The 3,637-nt window shown below is 32.0% G+C and carries 4 protein-coding genes, 1 pseudogene and 2 riboswitches; of the genes and pseudogenes, 4 read left to right on the plus strand and 1 reads right to left on the minus strand.

Annotated features, from left to right (window positions below; all coding sequences use genetic code 11):
* A pseudogene (locus tag F553_RS12040) lies at positions 1-383 on the minus strand (serine hydroxymethyltransferase); the annotation flags it as partial.
* 113 nt (positions 384-496) lie between these two features.
* A riboswitch (glycine riboswitch) is annotated at positions 497-557 on the minus strand.
* 3 nt (positions 558-560) lie between these two features.
* A riboswitch (glycine riboswitch) is annotated at positions 561-644 on the minus strand.
* 133 nt (positions 645-777) lie between these two features.
* On the opposite strand from F553_RS12040, the gene F553_RS0111470 reads away from it, so the two are divergent.
* The 4 genes from F553_RS0111470 (at position 778) to F553_RS0111485 (ending at position 3,252) form a co-directional block, all read left to right on the plus strand.
* The gene (locus F553_RS0111470; protein WP_019000202.1) at positions 778-987 is read left to right on the plus strand and encodes a DUF4405 domain-containing protein; all 210 of its coding nucleotides are present in this window, start codon (positions 778-780) and stop codon (positions 985-987) included.
* A gap of 77 nt (positions 988-1,064) precedes the next feature.
* A complete protein-coding gene (locus F553_RS0111475; RefSeq protein WP_019000203.1) occupies positions 1,065-2,303 on the plus strand; it encodes a multidrug effflux MFS transporter in 1,239 nt (412 codons plus the stop codon).
* Positions 2,304-2,309: 6 nt separating this feature from the next.
* Positions 2,310-2,903: a TetR/AcrR family transcriptional regulator gene (locus tag F553_RS0111480; RefSeq protein WP_019000204.1), complete on the plus strand. Its 594-nt coding sequence runs from the start codon at positions 2,310-2,312 to the stop codon at positions 2,901-2,903.
* Positions 2,893-3,252 carry a cyclic nucleotide-binding domain-containing protein gene (locus tag F553_RS0111485; RefSeq protein WP_019000205.1) on the plus strand — a complete coding sequence of 120 codons (360 nt, stop codon included), beginning with the start codon at positions 2,893-2,895 and terminating at the stop codon, positions 3,250-3,252. Before F553_RS0111480 ends, F553_RS0111485 begins: the two co-directional genes overlap by 11 nt.
* Positions 3,253-3,637: the final 385 nt, after the last annotated feature.

Here is a 3,637-nt window from a genome sequence, read left to right on the forward strand (position 1 = left end):
TGTGTTAAATGACCACCATCTGTAAGGTTCATACCTAAAATAGTATCTCCTGGCTGTAGCAAAGCAAAATATACTGCTGTATTTGCTTGTGCTCCAGAATGTGGCTGTACATTTGCATATTCTGCACCAAATAATTTTTTAGCACGATCTATAGCTAATTGCTCTACAATATCAACATATTCACAACCACCATAATAGCGTTTGCCTGGATAACCTTCTGCATATTTATTTGTAAGTATACTTCCTTGAGCTTGCATAACGGCTGTGCTAACGATATTTTCTGAAGCAATCATTTCTAATTTTTCACGTTGACGAGAAAGTTCTTGGTCTATTGCTTTTTGTATTTCTGGGTCAACTGTTTTTAAATTTGTTAATAAGTCCATGGCTACGCCTCCTGTTATTAAATAATTACTTTATTTTTATTTATAATATTCTTTTATATTTAAAACTAATTTCTATTTTTTCGCACAAAAAAGAGCGCATGAAAATTCATGCGCTCTGTCTTTTGTACCTGAAAGATTTTTCTTCTTCGGTGCAAATTTAATTGCTTTCCAGAGTTTCGTCCGTATACGGTCCTTTTGCCTGAGAGTTTGTGCCTCTTTCACCTTCGGCGTTGCTATCGCAATCTCTCCCGTATCGATCAACCGAATATCTAGGTTTATAATATCATTTAATTCAAAATAATGCAATAATATAAAAAAATTTTTATATTTAATTCAAAACTTAAGATAATTTTAATATTTATTCGTTATAATAAAGAAAAGGAGTTGATCAAAAATGAAAACACGTATGCATATTACGTTTATTTTACTAGCCATATCTTTTATCATAATTGCGTTTACTGGAATTTATATGGATTTTAAAATTTTAATACTGCCAAAAACATTATCTAAACCGTTGCATATATATTTAGGTTATTTTATGATTATACTCGTTATCATTCATTTAATTGATAATCGCAGATGGATAAAAAATATCTTTAAGTAAAGTCCTTTGACTTTACTTATTTTTTTTGCTATATTATATAGACCAGTTGTTATATTTTTATAAAAAGGAGTATAAACATGTCTACAATGTCAAAAACAGATGCTAATATTAGCGAAAATAAAAATAATATTTTAATTACACTTTTAGCTTCAATCTGCTCATTAGGTCCGCTTGCTACTGATATGTATTTGCCAGCATTACCTCAAATGACACTTGATTTTGCAACTACACCATCTATTATTCAATTAACACTTACATCTTGGCTTATTGGTCTTGCCATAGGGCAAGTCATAGCAGGACCATTAAGTGATATTTATGGTAGAACAAAACCTCTTGTTTTCGGTTTGATAATTTTTACTATCTCTTCTGTAGCTTGTATTTTTGCCCCATCTATTGAGCTTTTTATCTTTGCTCGTTTTATTGGGGGCTTTGCTGCTTCTTCCGCTTTAGTTGTCAGTCGTGCTATTGCCAGTGATATCTATAAAGGAACAATGCTCACTAAATTCTTAGCTACGGTAATGATTATTCAAGGTCTTGCTCCTATAATTGCGCCAGTGCTCGGTGGTCAATTATTGCGTTTCTTCTCTTGGATAAGTGTTTTTGTTATTTTAACTCTTGCTGGTATCGGTATTACTCTTTTATCACTATTAAAATACAAAGAAACTCTTCCTGAAGAAAAACGTTTAAAAGGCGATATTGCCCACATTGTTAAAGTATTTTTCAGTTTATGTGCTAGACCTTATTTTGCTAGCTTATGTGCTATTCAATTCTTTGTTTTCTGTTCCTTGTTCGCTTATATATCTGGCATGCCTTTCATGCTTCAAGGTATTTATAATTTCACACCACAAGATGTTTCTCTCGTTTTTGCTTTCGTCGGTATCGGTATGATGATAGCTGGTAAAATCACTAATATTTTAACAGGTCGCATACCTGACTCTAAATTATTACTTATAGGACTTTGCCAAGGTTTGATTTTTGGTATATTATTTTTAGTAGGAATTGTTTTAGATTTTTCTATATATGTATTGATTATTTTATTGCTATTAACTCAAACAGCATTACCACTCACTGCTTCCACTAGTTTCTCACTTGCTATGCAAACTCAAAAGAAAGTTGCTGGTAGTGCTTCTGCATTACTCGGATTTTTCTCTACCATCTCTGGTGGTTTCGTAGCACCTATTGTAGGTATTGGTGGTGGTACTACAGCTCTTCCTACAGCTTTAGTAATTGCTGTTGCTGAAGTTTTAGCATTGATTATCTTCTTAACTATCACTAGAAAATATGTTAAAACTATAGCTTCTAATACAAAAGGATAATTGCCTATGAAAACAAATACAAAAGATATCTTTATTGATACAGCCTCATCTTTATTTGCTAATCAAGGATATCACGCCACAGGAATTAGTGAAATTCTCAAAAAAAGTAATGCTCCTAAAGGCTCGCTTTATTATTATTTTCCCCAAGGAAAAGAACAACTTGCTCAAGAAGCTTTGCAAAAAACTGCTGAAAAAATCTCTACAGAAATTTTAGATGTATTAGCTAAAGCTTCTACACCACTTGAAGGCTTGCAACAACATCTAATATATATTGCACAAAAGATTGAAAAAGATTTGTTTCAACCAAATGTTTCCATAAGTCTAATAGCTTTAGAAACTTTTTCTTCTAATGAAATAATACGCCTAGAATGCGAACATACTTTCCAGCAAATTCAAAATATCTATAAAAACAGCTTTTTAAAAATGGATTTACAAGAAGAATATGCTGATTTTCTAGCTATGACTATGGTCATGCTGACAGAAGGTGCCATTACTTTATCTTTGACTAAAAAAAATACTCAACCTTTACATCAATTAGCTAATAATCTGCCTTTGCTTATAAACTTTAATAATCTTTTAGGGGAAAATTATGCTAAATAATGATGATTTTAATTTATTAAATACGCTTTTTCCTGCATGGCAACAATTAACTACTAAACAACAACAAATCATTTCTCAAAATGCTTCTTTAATTCAAGTAAAAAAAAATAATTTTGTGCATACAACTAAAGAAGGTTGTTCTGGTATTTTAATCATCAAAAAAGGACAATTGCGAGTTTATACTTTATCTGAACAAGGTAAAGATATCACTTTTTATCGCTTAAATGATGGCGATATTTCCATATTATCTGCTTCTTGTGTGATTAAAGATATTACATTTGATTATTGTAAGCCGCACACTTGTGATTTAAATCATGAGTTAGGCAAACAAAATAGTCAGCGTATATAGAAATATGTACGTAGAGATAGACAAAGAGCTATCCTATACTGTTTGAATTGCTGGAAACTCCTAAAGATATCTGAACTACAACGTAAACATGAAATAAAGTTAAGCGTGAATGTGGCGAAAGCAGAAAAAATCAGATATATAGCATAAGGTTAAACCCTAAGTGCTGAAAAATGGATAATCAGCAGCGAAGCTCCGAAAAGGAGAACGTTCAACGACTATTCCTCTTGAGGGAAGTACTCAGTAAGCGATTGACTGAGGAAGTGGACAGACTCTAACAGGTAAAGCTGAGAGATAAGATATAGTCTGTGCCGTTATGAAAGTAACGGAAGTTCATAAGAGAACTGTATAGAAAGTAGCGTTTCTATATGAACGAGACCTCATAATA

Source organism: Megamonas rupellensis DSM 19944 (genome assembly GCF_000378365.1).
Lineage (GTDB): Bacteria > Bacillota > Negativicutes > Selenomonadales > Selenomonadaceae > Megamonas > Megamonas funiformis.

Coding starts and splice junctions, on each gene's coding strand:
- F553_RS0111485 (WP_019000205.1), top strand. CDS start 2,893: ATGCTAAATAATGATGATTTTAATTTATTAAATACGCTTTTTCCTGCA.
- F553_RS0111475 (WP_019000203.1), top strand. CDS start 1,065: ATGTCTACAATGTCAAAAACAGATGCTAATATTAGCGAAAATAAAAAT.
- F553_RS0111480 (WP_019000204.1), top strand. CDS start 2,310: ATGAAAACAAATACAAAAGATATCTTTATTGATACAGCCTCATCTTTA.
- F553_RS0111470 (WP_019000202.1), top strand. CDS start 778: ATGAAAACACGTATGCATATTACGTTTATTTTACTAGCCATATCTTTT.